The organism is Martelella mangrovi (assembly GCF_040545495.1).
Lineage (GTDB): Bacteria > Pseudomonadota > Alphaproteobacteria > Rhizobiales > Rhizobiaceae > Martelella > Martelella mangrovi.
In genome coordinates this window covers 245,309-261,510 of sequence record NZ_JBEPLY010000002.1, presented here as the reverse complement: position 1 = coordinate 261,510, position 16,202 = coordinate 245,309, and the positions used below count along the sequence as shown (strand labels likewise).

General features: G+C 60.5%; 15 protein-coding genes. 7 read left to right on the top strand and 8 right to left on the bottom strand.

Annotated elements, in window-relative coordinates; all coding sequences use genetic code 11:
* Positions 1 to 9 precede the first annotated feature (9 nt).
* Positions 10 to 1,011: an AAA family ATPase gene (locus tag ABID12_RS03570; RefSeq protein ID WP_106311277.1), complete on the bottom strand. Its 1,002-nt coding sequence runs from the start codon at positions 1,009 to 1,011 to the stop codon at positions 10 to 12.
* Between the two features lie 157 nt (positions 1,012 to 1,168).
* Between ABID12_RS03570 and ABID12_RS03565 the strand changes: the two genes are divergently transcribed.
* The 3 genes from ABID12_RS03565 to ABID12_RS03555 are packed head-to-tail and all read left to right on the top strand — an operon-like array spanning position 1,169 to position 3,680.
* On the top strand, positions 1,169 to 1,783 hold the full coding sequence (locus tag ABID12_RS03565; RefSeq protein ID WP_354433130.1) for a DUF1285 domain-containing protein: 615 nt from the start codon (positions 1,169 to 1,171) through the stop codon (positions 1,781 to 1,783).
* Positions 1,780 to 2,418 carry an NUDIX hydrolase gene (locus tag ABID12_RS03560; RefSeq protein WP_354433129.1) on the top strand — a complete coding sequence of 213 codons (639 nt, stop codon included), beginning with the start codon at positions 1,780 to 1,782 and terminating at the stop codon, positions 2,416 to 2,418. Before ABID12_RS03565 ends, ABID12_RS03560 begins: the two co-directional genes overlap by 4 nt.
* A complete protein-coding gene (locus ABID12_RS03555) occupies positions 2,415 to 3,680 on the top strand; it encodes a CCA tRNA nucleotidyltransferase (protein WP_354433128.1) in 1,266 nt (421 codons plus the stop codon). Before ABID12_RS03560 ends, ABID12_RS03555 begins: the two co-directional genes overlap by 4 nt.
* A 212-nt stretch (positions 3,681 to 3,892) precedes the next feature.
* On the opposite strand, the gene ABID12_RS03550 is transcribed toward ABID12_RS03555, so the two are convergent.
* From ABID12_RS03550 to hemF, 3 genes are all read right to left on the bottom strand, one after another.
* Positions 3,893 to 4,075: a DUF1059 domain-containing protein gene (locus tag ABID12_RS03550; RefSeq protein WP_106311429.1), complete on the bottom strand. Its 183-nt coding sequence runs from the start codon at positions 4,073 to 4,075 to the stop codon at positions 3,893 to 3,895.
* Positions 4,076 to 4,262: 187 nt separating this feature from the next.
* A complete protein-coding gene (locus ABID12_RS03545) occupies positions 4,263 to 4,433 on the bottom strand; it encodes a hypothetical protein (protein ID WP_354433127.1) in 171 nt (56 codons plus the stop codon).
* Positions 4,434 to 4,553: 120 nt separating this feature from the next.
* Complete coding sequence (hemF, locus tag ABID12_RS03540; RefSeq protein ID WP_319519290.1) at positions 4,554 to 5,465, bottom strand: oxygen-dependent coproporphyrinogen oxidase; 912 nt, start codon at positions 5,463 to 5,465, stop codon at positions 4,554 to 4,556.
* A 108-nt stretch (positions 5,466 to 5,573) separates the two neighbouring features.
* Between hemF and ABID12_RS03535 the strand changes: the two genes are divergently transcribed.
* Positions 5,574 to 5,825, top strand: coding sequence for a hypothetical protein (locus tag ABID12_RS03535; protein ID WP_354433126.1), 252 nt, complete (start codon positions 5,574 to 5,576; stop codon positions 5,823 to 5,825).
* A 6-nt stretch (positions 5,826 to 5,831) separates the two neighbouring features.
* On the opposite strand, the gene ABID12_RS03530 is transcribed toward ABID12_RS03535, so the two are convergent.
* Together ABID12_RS03530 and ABID12_RS03525 are read right to left on the bottom strand one after the other, a co-directional pair.
* A complete protein-coding gene (locus ABID12_RS03530; protein ID WP_354433125.1) occupies positions 5,832 to 6,302 on the bottom strand; it encodes a tRNA (cytidine(34)-2'-O)-methyltransferase in 471 nt (156 codons plus the stop codon).
* 48 nt (positions 6,303 to 6,350) lie between these two features.
* Positions 6,351 to 7,751, bottom strand: a complete 1,401-nt coding sequence (locus ABID12_RS03525) for an SLC13 family permease (RefSeq protein WP_354433124.1) — start codon at positions 7,749 to 7,751, stop codon at positions 6,351 to 6,353.
* A 69-nt stretch (positions 7,752 to 7,820) separates the two neighbouring features.
* Here ABID12_RS03525 and ABID12_RS03520 point away from each other — a divergent pair, with 69 nt between their 5' ends.
* Positions 7,821 to 8,648 carry an AraC family transcriptional regulator gene (locus ABID12_RS03520; protein WP_354433123.1) on the top strand — a complete coding sequence of 276 codons (828 nt, stop codon included), beginning with the start codon at positions 7,821 to 7,823 and terminating at the stop codon, positions 8,646 to 8,648.
* On the opposite strand, the gene ABID12_RS03515 is transcribed toward ABID12_RS03520, so the two are convergent.
* Positions 8,615 to 10,612, bottom strand: coding sequence for an FUSC family protein (locus tag ABID12_RS03515; RefSeq protein ID WP_354433122.1), 1,998 nt, complete (start codon positions 10,610 to 10,612; stop codon positions 8,615 to 8,617). The genes ABID12_RS03520 and ABID12_RS03515 overlap by 34 nt on opposite strands.
* Before the next feature lie 418 nt (positions 10,613 to 11,030).
* Between ABID12_RS03515 and ABID12_RS03510 the strand changes: the two genes are divergently transcribed.
* Complete coding sequence (locus ABID12_RS03510) at positions 11,031 to 12,887, top strand: ABC transporter ATP-binding protein (protein WP_354433121.1); 1,857 nt, start codon at positions 11,031 to 11,033, stop codon at positions 12,885 to 12,887.
* Between the two features lie 302 nt (positions 12,888 to 13,189).
* Positions 13,190 to 15,058, top strand: a complete 1,869-nt coding sequence (locus ABID12_RS03505; RefSeq protein WP_354433120.1) for an ABC transporter ATP-binding protein — start codon at positions 13,190 to 13,192, stop codon at positions 15,056 to 15,058.
* A 10-nt stretch (positions 15,059 to 15,068) separates the two neighbouring features.
* Here the strand turns inward: ABID12_RS03505 and ABID12_RS03500 are convergent, their stop codons facing one another.
* Positions 15,069 to 16,004 carry an endonuclease/exonuclease/phosphatase family protein gene (locus ABID12_RS03500; protein ID WP_354433119.1) on the bottom strand — a complete coding sequence of 312 codons (936 nt, stop codon included), beginning with the start codon at positions 16,002 to 16,004 and terminating at the stop codon, positions 15,069 to 15,071.
* Positions 16,005 to 16,202: the final 198 nt, after the last annotated feature.

Sequence of the window (16,202 nt, the reverse complement as noted above, 5' to 3'; positions counted from 1 at the left end):
GGCTGCCTGTCAGTTGAGGTCGCGCGCAGCGATGGTGGCGATGACGTCGGTGACGGTAATGCCTTCGGCGCGGGCGGCGAATGTCAGCGCCATGCGATGCTGGAGAACCGGTGCGGCAAGGGCGCGCACATCGTCAACGGAAGGCGCCAGCCGGCCCTGATAAAGCGCACGGGCACGCGCCGTCAGCATCAGCGCCTGTCCGGCGCGCGGGCCAGGACCCCAGGCAACATTGCGGTCGGTCTCCTCAAAGCCTTCACCCGGGCGCGCCGCGCGCACAAGCGCCAGGATCGCCTCCAGCACGCTCTCGCTCACCGGCATCTTGCGGATCAGCGATTGTATTTCCATCAGCCGTTCCGACGTGACCACCGGGCTTGCCGTTTCTTCGGCAGCGCCGGTGGTTTCCAGCAGGATGCGGCGTTCGGATGCGGCGTCTGGATAGCCGACATTGACCTGCAGCAGAAAACGGTCGAGCTGGGCCTCGGGCAGGGGATAGGTGCCTTCCTGCTCCAGCGGGTTCTGCGTGGCGAGCACGTGAAACGGCCGCGGCAGGTCGTAATGCTCACCGGCGATGGTGACCGAATATTCCTGCATCGACTGGAGAAGCGCCGACTGCGTTCGCGGCGAGGCGCGGTTGATCTCGTCGGCCATCAGCAATTGCGCGAAGACCGGTCCCTTGATGAAGCGGAAGGACCGGCGTCCGGTCTCGCTTTCCTCAAGCACTTCGGAACCCAGAATGTCCGATGGCATCAGGTCAGGAGTAAACTGGATGCGGTTGCCGGCAAGGCCGAGCACGGTGCCGAGCGTGGTGACCAGCTTGGTCTTGGCAAGCCCCGGCACGCCGACCAGCAACGCATGGCCGCCGGAGAGAACCGCCAGCAGCACGCTTTCCACAACATTTTCCTGTCCGTAGATGACCTTGGAGACCTCTTCCTTCACTTTCTGAATGTCTTCAAGCGCCTTTTCTGCCTCTGCCACGATCTCCTGAGCAGCATTCGTGTCAGTCGCATCCATACACACGTCTCCACGGCCTTGAGCCTGTTCGGGTTTTGCCAGCATATCGCTGGTTTTGTCTTTCAAAAAGGATAATCACCTGTCGGCGGCTGACAAGCCGGTTTGGAATGACTATTTCGAGAGCAGACAATATTCCACCCGAAACTGGGACGGAAAGATGACGGACCGGACGACATCACTGATAAATGACGCTGAGGGGCTGGCGTCGGCGATTGCGCGCCAGCTTGAGGACGGGGGCAAGCGCGCGCCTGCACCCGTTGAAAAATGGAACCCGGCCTTCTGCGGCGAACTCGATATGGAGATCCGCCGCGACGGCACCTGGTTCTATAACGGCACGCCGATCGGCCGCGCTGCTCTTGTGCATCTGTTTTCAACGGTGCTGCGCAAGGACGAGGACGGCGAGACCTATCTGGTCACCCCTGTCGAAAAGATCCGTATCCGTGTCGAGGATGCACCCTTTGTCGCCGTGGCCATGGAGGCTTCGGGAAAGGGCGTGCAGCAGGTTCTTTCGGTGCGCACCAATATGGGCGATGTGGTGGAAATCGGCGAGAACCATCCGTTGCGGTTTGAAATTTCAGGCGAAAACGCCGAACTCAAACCCTATGTGCTGATCCGGGGACGCCTCGAAGCGCTGTTTTCGCGGGCGCTGACCTATGATCTGGTCGCGCTCGGCGAGGAAGCCGAAATCGACGGCACGGCAATGTTTGTCATTCGCTCCGGCGGATTGCTGTTTCCGGTCATGGAGATGGCGATGCTGGAGAAGAACCTGTGAACGCCACCCGCACGCCCTATGCCGCTGCAAGCTTTCGGCAGCGTGCGCTCAGTCAGCGCGGGCGTCCGGTGGAACAGGCCTGGCGGGATCACGGCGACCACAAGCTCAATCCGGACCTGTTTGCCTATATCGAGGACCTCGATATGCGCGCAGCCGCGGTCCTGATCCCGGTGGTCGATTATGGGGACGAGGCGCGGGTGATCTTCACCCAGCGCACGACCAAGCTTCGCAAGCATTCCGGTCAGATCGCCTTTCCCGGTGGATCGATTGACCCGGGGGACCGTTCGCCGGAAGATGCGGCCCTGCGTGAATGCGAGGAAGAGATCGGTCTTGATCGCCGCTTCGTGCAGCCTGTTGCCCGGCTGCCGGTCTATCTTGCTGGCACCGGTTTCAGGATCACGCCGGTTCTTTCTGTCGTGCGGCCGGGATTTTCGCTGAAGGCGAACCCCGACGAGGTGGACCGTATTTTCGAGGTGCCGCTGGGCTTCATCATGAACCCGGCCAACCACGGACACGGAAGCGGTGTTCTTGGTGGCCAGACCCGGCATTATTACGAAATCAATTACGGCGAATACCGGATCTGGGGCATCACCGCCAGCATCGTCAGAACAATATATGAAAGGCTTTATGCGTGAAAACGGTCAGTGACGCTCCATGGTTCAGGGAAAGCCGGCTGCAGAAACTTCTCGACGTGCTGAACGGCGATGGCGGTGAAACCCGCATCGTCGGCGGGGCCGTGCGCAATGCGCTGATGGGTATGCCGGTCGGCGATATCGATGTGGCGACCACGCTCGTGCCGGATGAGGTCATCGCGCGGGCGAAAGACGCCGGGATGAAACCGGTGCCGACGGGGATTGAACACGGCACGGTGACGGTGGTGTGCGAGGGCAAATCCTTCGAGGTCACCACGCTGCGCGCCGATGTCGAAACCTTCGGTCGTCATGCGACGGTGCGGTTCGGCACGGACTGGGCCGAGGATGCCGAGCGGCGCGACCTGACGATCAACGCGCTTTACGCAGATCGCGACGGCACGGTGATTGATTTGGTCGGTGGTCTTGCCGATATCGAAACCGGCACGGTGCGTTTCATCGGCGAGGCGGAAACCCGGATCACCGAGGACTTCCTTCGTATCCTGCGGTTCTTCCGGTTCTTTGCCTGGTATGGCGGCGGCAGGCCTGATGCAGAGGGGCTGAGGGCGAGCGTGCGCCAGCGCGACGGCCTCAAGACGCTGTCAGCCGAACGGGTCTGGGCGGAAATGAAGAAGCTGCTTGCCGCGACCGATCCATCGCGCGCGCTGCTGTGGATGCGCCAGACCGGTGTTTTGACCGTCGTTTTGCCGGAAACGGAAAAATGGGGGATCGATGCGGTGCCGGGGCTGATCGATGCCGAACGCCATTTCGGCTGGGCGCCCGATCCGTTGTTGAGGCTTGCCGCCATGGTGCCGCCCTATGATGTGCGGCTGAAGGATATGGCGGAACGGCTGAAGTTTTCGAATGCCGAACGCGACCGGATGTTGGCCTTTGCTTCAGCGCCTTCCGTGGAAACCGAAACGTCCAGCGCACGCTTGCGGAAACTGCTCTATGAGCACGGGCAACCGGGAATGTTGATGCAGCTCAGGCTGGCGCTTGCCTCGGCACGGGCAAAGGCCGCAGACGGCGATCATGATGCGATGGCAAAAGCTGCCGGGCTGTCCCGTCTCGCAGAAGAAGCCGCGCATTGGGAAAAGCCGCAAATGCCGATTTCGGGCGGGGATATCGTCAAGGCCGGTGTTCCGGCTGGCCCGGAGGTCGGAAAAATCCTGGCGAGCCTGGAAAGGCAGTGGGTGGAAAGCGATTTCAAGCTGGACCGGGCAGCACTGGCCGCCCGGCTGGATACGCTGAAATCGGACAGGACATAAGGCCTCAGGCCCAGTTCGTTGGCAAACCCTGCAAGCAATCACAGTTTTGCCTATCCTCGCCGTCATTCCGGCCCTGAGCCGGAATTCAGCAAGGGCCAGGTCCATGCGCTTAAAGGCTCTTTCTGGACGCGCACAGCAAGCGGCCCTGGATACCGGCTCAAGGCCGGTATGACGAAAAAACGCGGGACGAGCCTTTCAGTAGCCGTGAGGCCTCAGGCCTTTTCTTCGTCCTTGATCCGTTCCTTGATGTTTTCGACCATGTTTTCGCGAATAATACCTTCGCCATGGCTGGTGCGCAGATGCTCAACGGAGCGGCGGATCACTTCAGCTTCGTCTTCTGCGCTTGTGTGCCAGGTGCAACCGGGCACAAGCGTTCCGCAATCAAAACGTTTCATGGTTTCCTCCTTTGTTTTCCGTCTTCGGATGAAACGCCGGTGGAGATCAATTGTTCGCCAGAAACCGGCGTCGGGAGACATTTTTCCGTGGTTGCCGTCATTCCTGCGGCGGCAAATGCACGCCGCTAAACTGCGATCAGCGCCCTTTCAATGGATCAGAGCGCTGATCCGTTCGCGGCATCGGGCCTCAGTGTTGGGCCCAGGTCTCGAACACCGCTGAGGATTCGCACGGCCGGCCATGCCGGTATGCCATTTCGGCGGCATATTTGCTGTCATCGGTGCCCGCTACCTTTTCGGGTCTGGGCTTGTAATTTTCCGGTGATGCCTTGCGTTCTTTATTTCTGATTTCATCTGCCATTGTCCTGCTCCTCTCGGACAAGTTGCGCTCCAGGCCTCCTTGTGACCTGAATATTAAACACCCTACTTGCAAGGTGAACAAGGCGATTCCGGGATGAAAAATTAACTATAACGATTTAGATTAAGGCCATCTTGTGACAGGTGGCAGCGAGGACAGGATCGCCTCGATATTGCCGCCGGTTTTCAGCCCGAAAATGGTGCCGCGGTCATAGAGAAGATTGAACTCGACATAACGTCCGCGGCGGATCAACTGCTCGTCGCGATCGGCCGATGACCATTCATGATTGAAGTTGGAGCGCACCAGCCGCGGGTAGATGAGATTGAAGGCGCGGCCGACATCCTGCACAAACGCAAAATCGGCGTCGATACCGCCCTTTTCTTCCGGCGAGTGCTGCCAGTCGAAGAAGATGCCGCCCACGCCGCGCGGTTCCTTGCGGTGCGGCAGATAGAAATAGTCGTCGCACCATTTCTTCATTTTCTGGTAGTCGACCACATTCTGGTGCCGGTTGCAGGCAATCTCCATGGCGCGGTGAAACAGGATGGTGTCCGGGTCTTCCTGCCGCCTGCGGCGGCCAAGAACGGGGGTCAGGTCGGCGCCGCCGCCGAACCACCAGCTGCCGGTCACGATCATCCGCGTGTTCATGTGCACGGCCGGCACGTTCGGATTGACGGGATGGGCGATCAGCGAGATGCCGCTTGCCCAGTAGCGTCCGTTTTCTTCCGCGCCCGGCATGTTTTTCGCCATGTCCTCGCTGAATTCACCCTCGACGGTGGAGGTGTGGACGCCGACCTTTTCGAAGACGCGACCATGCATCACCGACATCCGGCCACCGCCTTCGCCGTTCTCCCGGGTCCAGTCCTTCGGCTCGAAACGGCCCGGTTCAAGATCGCTCAAGGGGCCGGTCAGTTCCTTTTCCAGGGTTTCGAAACCAGAGCAGATCGTGTCGCGCAGGCTTTCGAACCAGGCGCGGGCCGTGCTCTTTCTGGTCTCGATATCATCCGGCAGACCAACAGGTAGATTCGGCCGTTCCATGTAATGCGCTCCGCTTGAAATGCATGCGCCCGTTTAGCCGGGCTTTTGATTTGACTCGCAAATATGATGCGAAAACCTTATCTTCTTTATGTGGTTAAGGATAGCGGGATGACCAACCTTCCAAAGCCGCCGTCCATGGACGGCCTGAAGAAGCGGATCAGGCAACACCGTCAGCAGCAAAGCGAGGGCGGTTTCGTGCGTGAGCACTATTGCCTGTCACGCGAGGAGGCTCGTGCCAAGGCGCGGGAGTGGTTCGAGAGTTATCCCAAGGCCGCCTACTGGACCGAGGTCGAGAGCTGGCGGGTGCTGAGTGGCGACCGGATCGAGTTCACCATGCGCAGACTGTCTTCGGCGGACTGATGCTGTTTATGACAGGCCGTCAAACCCGCCTGTCTGACGCAGCGCCTCTCCCGCCATCATGCCGACGGAAACGGCGAGATTGATCGAGCGCTGGTCCTCGACCATGGGAATGCGCACGCGGTGGTCGATGCTGTCATGAACGCTGTCCGGCACACCGGCGCTTTCGCGACCGAACAGCAGGATATCGTCGTGCGCGAAGGCGAACTCGGTATAGGGGTGGCTGGCCTTTGTGGAGGCGAGCACGATGCGCTTGCCGCTCTCCCGTCGCCAGGCCTCGAATGCGTCCCAGTCGACATGCCGGGTCATCACCGCCTTGGCGATATAATCCATGCCGGCGCGCTTGAGGTTCTTGTCGGACAGAGCAAAGCCGGTCGGTTCGATGATGTCGACGGCCAGCCCCAGGCAGGCTGCAAGCCTCAGGATCGTGCCGGTATTGCCGGCAATATCCGGCTGATAAAGTGCGATACGCAGGGTCATGGCCGCTGTTTACGCCCGGACGGGACGTCGCTCAAGCCTGACGATGCGTCAGATGACGCCGAGAAGCTTCCACCAGAGGAAATCGAGCGGCATCAGAACCACAATCGTGATCAGTGCCAGCGGAACCGTAATTCGCATCATCCGCGAGACCGGTTGGCCCGTTGCCTGCAGGCCGACCATCAAGGGGGCGGCCTGATAGGGCAGTATGACGGTTGAAAAGCCGACAACCTGGGTCATCAGAACCGCCGTCAGGCTCAGTCCCGTCAGTTGTGACAACTCACCGGCGAGCGGTGTGAACACGGCTGGCACACCCGGAAGCGTCGTCACCAGCGCACTCAGGAAGGCCATCAGCGAAAGCGATATGAAATTGAGGAAATCCTGCCCCGGCGACAGCGGCAGGACGGATTCCAGTCCGCGTGCGATAGCAGCCCCAAGACCCGTTGCATTGATGACGGCTCCCAGTCCCAGAATGCCGGCGGTGAAGACAAGAACGCTCAGGCTGACGGTCTTGTCGAAATTCTCCGGTTTGATGACGCCAAGACCCGGAACCATCAATGCAATTGCTGCACAAAGCCCGACCCAGGCGGCATTGATGCCATGGATGCTGTCCGTCATCCACATGCCAAGCGTAACGAGCAGAACGGCAATCGCATACCATTGACGTGGCGACAGAGGGCTGGCGCTTTCTTCGCTGTTCTTGCTTTCGCCATCGGGCCGTGGGGTGATTCTATCCGGGAAAAGTCTGATGATGAGCAGGAATGCAATCACGCCCTTGATCAGGCCGAGCACCGGAAAGTGCAGCGCAAGATACTGCGCGTAGGTTGGCGCGACGCCATAGATGGTTTCGCTTGCGCCCGCCAGCACGAGGTTCGGGACGTTTGACGGCAGAATGGCAAAGCCGGGCATGTTGGCGGCCAGCGTCAGCGTGAGGGCGATTGCCGTTCGCCCGTTCGACTCCTCGGAAAAGCCGGCCCTGTCCGCCAGCGCCATCGCGATCGGCAGCATAACGAAGAAACGCCCGAGCGAAGAGGGAATGATGAAGGCGAGTGCCGCGGTGGTAATGAACAGGCCGCCGATGAGAAGATGGTAGTGACCGGTCAGGTGCCGTCCGAGAACGCCGCCAAGGCGTTCGCCCAGTCCCGAATTACGCACGGTTGCCGCGAGGATCGATCCGGAGAACACCAGCCAGATCGCCGTCGAGGCAAAGCCGGAGAAGACAATGGCAGGCGGCGCCAGTTCAAGCAGCAGGGTGACTGCGAAGAAAAGCAGGCTTGCCATGAAGCCCGGAACGAGCCCCGTCGCCCACAGGCTCAGCGTGACGAGGACAATGCCGAGTGTGCGGGACTGGTCCGTGGACAGTGTCTGGGGTGGAAAAACCGTCAGAAAGACGGCGATGCCGAGAATTGCCAGAACAAGGACATGTTTGAATGAGATGCGGAGGGATTGCATTGATCTTCCGTTACCTGAAACTTGATTCAATCTATCCTATTTTATGCCGACGTTTTGCGGTACAGCTACATGATGCCAAACCATATCGAAGTTACGTCATCGATCATGCCCGAGCAGGGGCCGGGCTGGATCATCGATGCCTCCCGGCCGGTGACGGCACGCGTGCAGCGCTGGCAGGCGGGTGAGATTGGCCGTGCGCCGCATGCGCATCCGCGCGGACAGCTGTTGTGGGCGGAAGAGGGCATCCTCACGGTGCGCGCCTGCGGAACCCGCTGGCTGGCGCCCACCAGCCATGCAATCTGGATTCCCGGCGGTACTGTCCATGATGTGATGATGGAGACCGATGTTTCGGCGTGCTTCATCTACATCGATCCGTCGGTGAGCGGTGTGCGCGAAAAGCGCTGTGAAGTCTTGCACATGACGCCGCTGATGCGCCAGCTTTTGCTGCGGTTTCGCAATCCGGGGCCGGAAACGGACGGGCGACAGGGGCGGCTTTCACGTCTTTGCGCCGTGATCATTGATGAGTTGGCGACATTGCCGAACGCGCCGCTCAGTCTTCCCGCCGGCATCGATCCGCGTCTTAAGCGGGTGACCGGCCGGTTGCTGGAGCGCCCCGACGACAACGCCAATCTGGGGGAACTGGCGCGGTTCGCAGGTGCCGGCACCCGCACGCTCGAACGGCTGTTTCAAAAGGAGACGGGCCTGCGCTTTTCCGAATGGCGCAGCCGGCTGCGGCTGATGGAAGCCATCAACCATCTCAGCCATGGCCGGAGCAGTGTCGAGATTGCCGGCCTGCTCGGCTATCGCAGCGCAAGCGCCTTCGTGGCCGCATTCCGGCGTCACTTCGGCGTGCCGCCGCAATCCTATCTGAAGGCCGGTTCGGCTGATGACGATTGACCTTGCTTCTGGCCCGGACGTCGCCGGAGATAGGCCCATATCCAGGCAATCTCCGCCTCGACATCGCCGAAACGGTCATCCTTCTCGCGGCCGCCGGGTCTTGTTTCGCCCGGCCGGTCATCGGCGATTGCGGCCAGTGCCTTTTCGGCCCGCAGCGCGCGGTCCGCGTCAGGTGGCGGGTCGCCCATGCGGCGGCCTTCCGCGTAGACCGTGATTGCATCGGAAAGCCGCTCGGCGCCGGCAATGGCGGGAAACCATGCCGCCGCCTCGCGGCCGGCCGGCGGCGGCTCGGCAACCAGGCGGCCAAGCACGGTGCGCAGGTCGGAAAGTGTTCGGGATGCGGCAAATTCACGGGCCAGAAGGTTTTGGCGCAGCTGTGCCAGTTCGGCCTCGTCTTCGGTTTGCCGCACGGTGGCCGCAGCGAGATAGGCGCCGATCTTTTCCATGGCGTCCGAAAATGCCCTGCCGAGCTGCCGTTCCTGCGATCGCGGCCAGATGAGATAACCGAAAACCAGTGCAATCGCCGAACCGGCAAGCGTATCGGCAAGCCGCTGAATATCGTAGCTGGCCACCGGCCCCGAAGAAACCAGATCGATCATCAGCAGGATGACCGGCGTCAGAAAGGTCACCATCACCGCATAGCTGCGCAGGCCGGCAAAAGGAATGACAGCACAAAGCAGCATGATCACGGGGACGAAGGCGATGCCCTTCGGCACCAGCGCGGCAATCGCAAGCGCGATGGCGACACCGGCGAGCGTGCCGAGACTGCGGTGAATGGCCCGCAGGAAGACCGAACCGAAATCGGGTTTCAACACAATCGCGACCGTCATCGGCAGCCAGTAGGAATGATCACCGGGCAGAACGTGGCTGAGCGCAACCGCAAGCCCCATGCAAAGCGATAGCCGGAGAGCCGAAATCACCACCTCGCGGCCGAGAACGAGGCGGCGCGCGACACGGGTGGCAAGGCTTGCGGAAAACACCGCATCCTGTGTCGGCGCCTGCTGATCGGCTGGCATCTGGTCCCGGGCAGCGGGCGAGGGCCACATTGTGGCGGCCAGGCGCTCTGCAAGCTGTATCGTCTGATCCGGCTGCGGCGTATCGGAACCCGCACCTGAAGGACGGCCGGCACGCGACATATAGGCCCGTGCCATGGCATCGAGCTTGTTTGCTGTTGCCGCCAGATCGTGCCCGCGGGCCGCGATAATCGCCATGGAAAGCTGGTTGACGAGCGACAGGACCGCGGCGGTCTTCAGGGTGTCGCGGGTGCGGGCGCGGCCGTGGCTTCGTTTTTCGATCAGTGTTGCATAGGCGGTTTTGGTGGCATCGCTTAAGGCGCGGCGCGCATCGATCATGCGCCTGCGATTATCCGGCGTCGGCACCTTTCCAACCGCCTCGGAGGCGCGGGCAAGACGTGCGAGCATGGTGACGATATTGGCCAGCATGCGCCGTTCGGGCCGGTCGCGCTCAAACAGCGCGCCGATGCCGAGCATTGCCGCCACAAAGGCGGCGCCGGCGAGATAGTTCACGAACACCAGCCAGGCGGGAAGCACGGCTGGCGCGTGTGCATTGACGACGGCCAGCACCAGCATGTTGAGCGCGCCCGTGGAAAAGGCCGCGCCATACCCACTGACCAGCCCGGACAACAGGCCGACAGTCATCAACAGGGCAATGGTCGCCAGCCCGTGGCCGCCGACTTCCGGGCCAATGAGGCAGCCTGTGGCGCCGATCAGCGCGGAAATGCCCAATTGCCGGAACCGCTCGCGATAGGGATCGAGCCGGACCGTGACCGCGGCCAGAAAGCCGCCAAGCGCAACATAGAGCATCGGCCCGGTATGGCCGCTCAACTGTCCGATCAGCAGCGGCACACCGGTGCCGAGCGACAGGCGAATCGAATGGCGCCACGGCCGATAGGGCGTCGGTTTGAGCAGTGCAAGATTGTGAATCCACTGGCTGGTCCGGAGCATGGACAGCAATCATCCTCTTCAGCAACGTCGCCCGATTTCATCCAAAGCATGGCGGGCCCGGCCGTACAAGACCGGTTCCGGGCGGTTACAGCATGCGTTGCCGGGATGCAACACATTGGGGCAATCGCTGCTTTTTACGCACCGGCTCTGGCCTTTGCGCATGTAAGGGGCTATAAGGGCCTCCGATTTTCTCAAACCGGCGAAAGGAGCATGGCAGATGAACATCACTGGCTTTGTATTGCTCCGCGTTCCACCGCGCCGTCTCGCGTGATCTTTCACACGACGTTCTTGTTTCCCATTTAGTCATTCGCATTCATACGGCCGCCTGACCGGCCGTTGTTTCCGTCCCGGGTTCGCTGTTGCGGGCAAAATTGTGCTCTTTTCATGAAGAGCAACCGGGAGGCATTGGAGTCCGATCATGTTTCGCTGGTTTGAAAACCGTCTCAATCCCTATCCCGAGGCAGAGCCCACGGCGCCCCCCACGGGTCTGATCCCGTTTCTGTGGCATTATTCGAAGCCTGCCGCACCCTATCTGGCGCTGATGGCCGTCATTGCCGCGCTGGTCGCTTTCGGGGAAGTCTACCTGTTCCGTTTTCTGGGCGATATCGTCGACTGGCTGTCGACGGCAAACCGGGAGACATTCCTGGAAGACGAGGGCTGGCGTCTGGCCTTCATGGGCGCGCTGGTTCTGGTGCTGCTGCCGGGGCTGACGATCTTCTCCTCGCTGCTGATCCATCAGGTGCTGCTCGGCAACCTGCCGATGATCAGCCGCTGGCAGATGCATCGCTATGTCCTGCGCCATTCGATGAACTTCTTCGCCAACGAGTTCGCGGGCCGCGTTTCGCAAAAGGTGATGCAGACCTCGCTTGCCATCCGCGAAACGGTGATGAAGGCGCTCGACATGTTCGTCTACGTCGTCACCTATTTCGTATCGATGATCTTCATCGTCGCGGCGGCCGACGGGCGTCTCGTCATTCCGCTGCTGGTGTGGATCGTGGTTTACGCCGCGATGCTGTGGTACTTCATTCCGCGTCTGAGGAAGATTTCGGCCGATCAGGCCGATGCCCGGTCGCTGATGACGGGCCGCGTGGTCGACAGCTACACCAATATCGCCACGGTCAAGCTGTTCTCGCATGCCGGTCGTGAGGAGCTGTTTGCACGCGAAGGCATGGATGGCTTTCTGGAGACGGTCTACCGCCAGATGCGGCGCGTGACCCAGTTCCAGACGCTGGTCTACATCAACAACGCTGTCGCCTTGTTTGCGGTGAGCGCGCTGGCGATCCGCTTCTGGCTCGAAAACAGCATCACCGTTGGCGCAATTGCGCTGACGCTGGGGCTTGTCATGCGCATCGGCGGCATGTCGCAGTGGATCATGTGGGAAGTGACCGCGCTCTTTGAAAACATCGGTACCGTCTATGACGGCATGTCGATGATGGCGAAGCGGCACGAACTGGTCGATGTCGAAGACGCGCGCCCGCTTGTCGTTGAAAAAGGCGAAATCGTCTATGACGATATCTCCTTCCATTACGGCAAGGAAGGTGGCGTCATCTCGGATCTTTCGCTCGTCATCAAGCCGGGCGAGAAGGTCGGGCTGGTCGGGCGTTCCGGCGCCGGCAAGACCACGATGATGAACCTGCTGCTGCGCTTCTTCGATCTGGAGGGCGGACGGATCACCATCGACGGTCAGGATGTTTCGAAAGTGTCGCAGAACAGCCTGCGCTCGATGATCGGCGTGGTGACGCAGGACACATCCCTGCTGCATCGTTCGATCCGCGACAACATCGCCTACAGCCGTCCCGGCGCCAGCGATGACGAGGTGATTGCCGCGGCCAAACGCGCCAATGCCTGGGACTTCATCAAGGGGCTTTCCGACCTTCAGGGTCGCACCGGCCTTGATGCCCATGTCGGCGAGCGCGGCGTGAAGCTTTCCGGCGGTCAGCGCCAGCGGATCGCGATCGCCCGCGTGTTCCTCAAGGATGCGCCGATCCTGGTGCTGGACGAGGCGACTTCGGCGCTTGATTCCGAAGTCGAGGCGGCCATTCAGGAAAGCCTGTTCGGGCTGATGGAAGGCAAGACCGTGATCGCGATTGCCCACCGGCTGTCGACGCTGACCGAGATGGACCGGCTGATCGTTCTCGACAAGGGTGTGATCATCGAGACGGGCACGCATCAACAGCTCGTCGAAGCTGGCGGCATCTATGCCGATCTGTGGAAGCGCCAGTCCGGCGGTTTCCTCGCCGAAGACGAAACCGCCACCGGAGCGGCTGCAGAATGAAAATGGACGGGCCTGCCGGATGGCGGGCCCGTCAGACTGCTGACAACGCTATTCCCAAGTTTTTTTCGTCATACCGGCTCAAGGCCGGTATGACGGAATGCAGGTGAGGGGGCTTTGAAGCGAGAGCATCGCCTTGCTGTCTCGGTGCATGCCAAAAACATCGTCACCCCGGCCTTGAGCCGGGGTCCAGGGCCATGCGGGGACGTTAACTGTTATTGGGACAGGCTTTTCCCATGCCGCCCATTCTATTTTGATCGAACGAGAATTGGCGCGCCTGCCGAATCCCTGTATCCATTTCCATCATGATATTTCAGCGCATTGCAGAACTGTTCGAGCGGTGGATCAATCCGCTGGCCGACCGCGCGCCGGAGCGGCCGCCGGAGAAGCTCCTGCCGTTTCTCTGGTATTTTCTGCGTCAGGCGAAATGGCCGTTTTTCGCCATGCTGGTCGTCGGTGGCGGTGTTGCGATCATGGAATCGGCCGCCTTCTGGTTCATGGGCGTGCTGATCGATATTCTCGATGGAACACCGCGCGAGGCCGGCTGGTCGGGGCTGATGGCCGAGCACGGCTGGGTGCTGATCGGCATGGCCGTTGCCATGGTCGTCGTCAGGGTCGGCTTTACCACGCTGCAGATGCTGATCGAGGAACAGACCATCGTTCCCGGCTTCAACAATCTGGTGCGCTGGCAGTCCTATCGTTATGTCGCGCGCCAATCGCTCGATTTCTTCCAGAGCGATTTCGCCGGTCGGATCGTTGCCAAGGTGGCGGCGGCGGGGCAGTCGATCGGCGACCTGATGTCGTCGCTGCTGCAGGTCGTCTGGTTCATGGCGATCTATGCAATCTCGACCATGGCGCTGGTCGCAGCGCTTGACTGGCGGCTGGCGGCGCTGATTTTGCTGTGGATTGCGATCTTCGTCGTTCTGGCGCGTTTCTTCGTGCCGCGCATTCGGGAAAACGCCCGTGAACTGGCCGAGGCCAATTCGGTGATGTCGGGACGGATGGTGGATTCGTTTTCCAATATCATGACGCTCAAGCTGTTCGGCAGCGACGAGGGCAATGATGGCTATATGCGCACGGGCTTCGAACGGCTGATTGCCCAGGTTCGCAGTTTCACGCGGCTGATCACCGGTGTCAGGGCTTCGCTCAGCCTGCTGTCCGGCGTGATGATCACGGCAATCGCCGCGCTTTCCGTCCATCTGTGGTTTTCGAGCAATATTTCTTCGGGTGCCGTTGCCTTCACGCTCGGTCTTTCGCTGCGGCTTTCCATGCTGCTCGGTCGGCTGATGATGCAGTTGAACGGCATCATGCGTGCGATCGGCACCATCCAGAATTCGGCCGAGCTGATCTCGCAGCCTATCGGCCTGCTCGACCGGCCGGATGCCGTCCCGCTGGTTCTGCGCAATCCGGAAATCCGCTTCGATAATGTCAGCTTCGGCTATGACGGCGGGCAGGGCGTGATCAACGACTTTTCTCTTGCAATCGGCGCCGGCGAAAAGGTCGGTATCGTCGGCCGTTCGGGGGCGGGCAAGTCCACGCTCGTCAATCTGCTGCTGCGCTTTTATGATGTCGGCAGCGGCACGATATCGATCGATGGCCAGAATATTGCCGACGTCACCCAGGAAAGCCTGCGCGCCCAGATCGGCATGGTGTCCCAGGATACCGGTCTGCTGCATCGCCCGATCCGTGACAATATCCGTTTCGGCAATGAGGATGCCGATGACGATATGCTGTGGGAGGCGGTTGAACGGGCGGAGGCCGACAGTTTCATCGCCGATCTTGCCGATATGCGCGGCCGCAAAGGGCTCGATGCCTATGTCGGCGAACGCGGCGTGAAGCTTTCCGGCGGTCAGCGCCAGCGCATTGCGATTTCACGGGTGATGCTGAAGGACGCGCCGATCCTGGTGCTGGACGAGGCGACGTCGGCGCTCGATTCCGAAGTCGAGGCGGCGATCCAGGCCAATTTGATGAAGCTGATGGAAGGCAAGACCGTGCTTGCAATCGCGCATCGTCTGTCGACCATTGCAGCGCTTGATCGCCTGATCGTCATGGACAAGGGGCGTATTGTCGAGGCGGGGACGCACCGGCAGCTTCTTGAAAAGGACGGGCTCTATGCAGCACTTTGGGCCCGCCAGTCGGGTGGCTTCCTGCCGGAACTCGACCACGAAGACTGAACGGATCGGTTCAGGGCGCTACCGGAAGGGAAATGAGGGCCTCAAGCCCGAAATGATTTGACCCCATATTGTGTCTGACACGCTTCACCGAGGCGATGTAGGCAGGCTGGCGCACAAGAATATGATCGATGGGCAGCCCGATCGATGGCATTTCAACCGGCCATGTCCGCGGTTCATGGGCGAAGGCCCTGAGACCCGTGGTTTGCAGGAAATTCAGGATATAGGGTGACAGCAGCGAAGAGTTGAAATCGCCTGCCAGAATCAGCGGTCCGTCCGCGTCCCTCAGATAGCGCTTCACGCTGTTCAGCTGTTCCAGCTGCATGGTTTCATAATACGGTTTGGTCAGGTGCATGGCGACGAAGGTTGCCCGGGCACCGTTGATATTGATGCCGGCGCGGATGAAACGATGGGCGCCGAGCGAGCCGAGGTTTCGAACCTGCGGATTTTCAAGCGGATATTTCGACATCATCATCAGGTCGCAGTTTTTGACCAGTTCGCCACAGCCCACGCGATAGGGATAGGTTTCCGCAAGTGCGTCGAGATGAGGTCGCAAGGGGCCGGATTCGAGCGTGTAAACCACATCGGCGTTCTGATCCGTCAGCCAGTCGGCAATTTCCGCACCGTCCTGATTATCACCAAGAATGTTGAACTCGATCAGTTTAAGGGCGCGGATATTGCTGTCGGGCCGGGCGTCGGGCTGAACGGTGCTTTGATGCAAGTGCCAGACCCACAGGCACAGCAGCGCCGACGCCACCAGCGGTATGGCCGACCATAATGTTCTGTCGAGCCCCAGAACGATGAGTGAAAGGCACACTGCGGCCACGGCAATATGCACCCGCATGCCACCGACGAACGAGAACAGCCAGAATTGTGAAAGAGAAGGCAAAACGCCAAGCAGCAAGGCCAGACTTGCAAAGGTGACGGCCAGAGTCTTCAGGGAACTCAAGCTTAAATCCTGAAAAAGAAAAATGACAAAAGAAAATATCAGCGGCTGAACATACCATTCGTCAGTACCGGCCACAACGGTGTCGTACAAATGCTGCGCTGCCACATCGGATAGCTTGTGGCCACAGATGCCGGACACTGGACATCATAAGGGATCGCGCATAAAACTTAGGCTAAATGAACGTCACCATGGCGCCTT